Source organism: Oleiphilus sp. HI0043, from assembly GCF_001634935.1.
This window is the reverse complement of sequence record NZ_LWEY01001742.1, coordinates 1-1,007: the sequence shown is the minus strand read 5'-3', so window position 1 is coordinate 1,007 and position 1,007 is coordinate 1. Positions and strand designations below refer to the sequence as shown.

Below are 1,007 nucleotides of genomic sequence, written 5' to 3'. Positions count from 1 at the left end.
GCGGTATCAGGTTGGCCGACAAAACGCTCGTCTTCATAAGTGGCTGTACCACCTATCGCCCATTGTGGCGTAGCCTGATATTTCACATGTAGCGAAGCAGAGGTATATGCAAAGTTTGCTAGGGTTTTTCCTTCATCCTCTTCGTTAATGGATTCCAATACTTCGGCATCCATCACAGCAATACCTGCAGACATACTGATTTTGTCAGTGATATTCCCCGTTAAGCCAAGTTCGATACCTTCTACTCGGTTCTTGCCTGTGTTCAGTGAGCCCAGCGTGCTATAGCTATCGCCAGAGGGGCTCTCCATCACATCATTTTTTGTGATGCGGAATAGCGCGGCTGTCGCAAGTAACTTGCCATCGTTTAATTGCCACTTCGTTCCAACCTCAATGCTTTGTGTTTTCTCCGGGTCACCTAATTGAGGGTCGCTGGCATCGACACAGATACCACCATAGCCACAGCTAGTGCCTACATCCGACTCACCACCATTCAAGTTGGTTGCAGTCGAGAAGCTGGCATAGACGTTTGCATTGTCCATAAACTGATAGCTGGCACCGATATGGCCGTTCCAATAGCCACCGTCGTCAGCAAATTCAGTCCACTCACTTTCTAAGGGGCCGCTTCGGCCATCCGGGTCATAGTTTGCGAAGGTGCTGTAGTCGTAATAGTCGTAACGAACGCCACCAAAGGCTGTCCAATTATCACTTAACTCGACGGTATCCATGAAATAGAGCGCAAGGGTTTCAACATTCCAATCTGAGTCTTTATCACCTTGGGCAATATCTCGTTGAATCAATGTATTGAGGTCTGTCGCGGTATTACCATTTTCGTCTGACCAACAATAGCCTTCCCCAACACCACGTCGACCTGAAGTGAAGCAGTTTGAGGCTCCTTCAGAAGTGTAGCTATAGACGCCGTTGATAACCGTTTGGTCGGTATATTCGACACCAATCACGATGTCATGAACTGTCTCGCCGAGTTCTTTTGTAGTCAGAAAATTAAATTG

General features: G+C 47.6%; 1 protein-coding gene. It reads right to left on the bottom strand.

Annotated features, from left to right (window positions below; genetic code table 11):
* Positions 1–1,007: TonB-dependent siderophore receptor (locus A3729_RS26570; RefSeq protein WP_156498155.1), on the bottom strand; the 1,007-nt coding region annotated here is incomplete at both ends.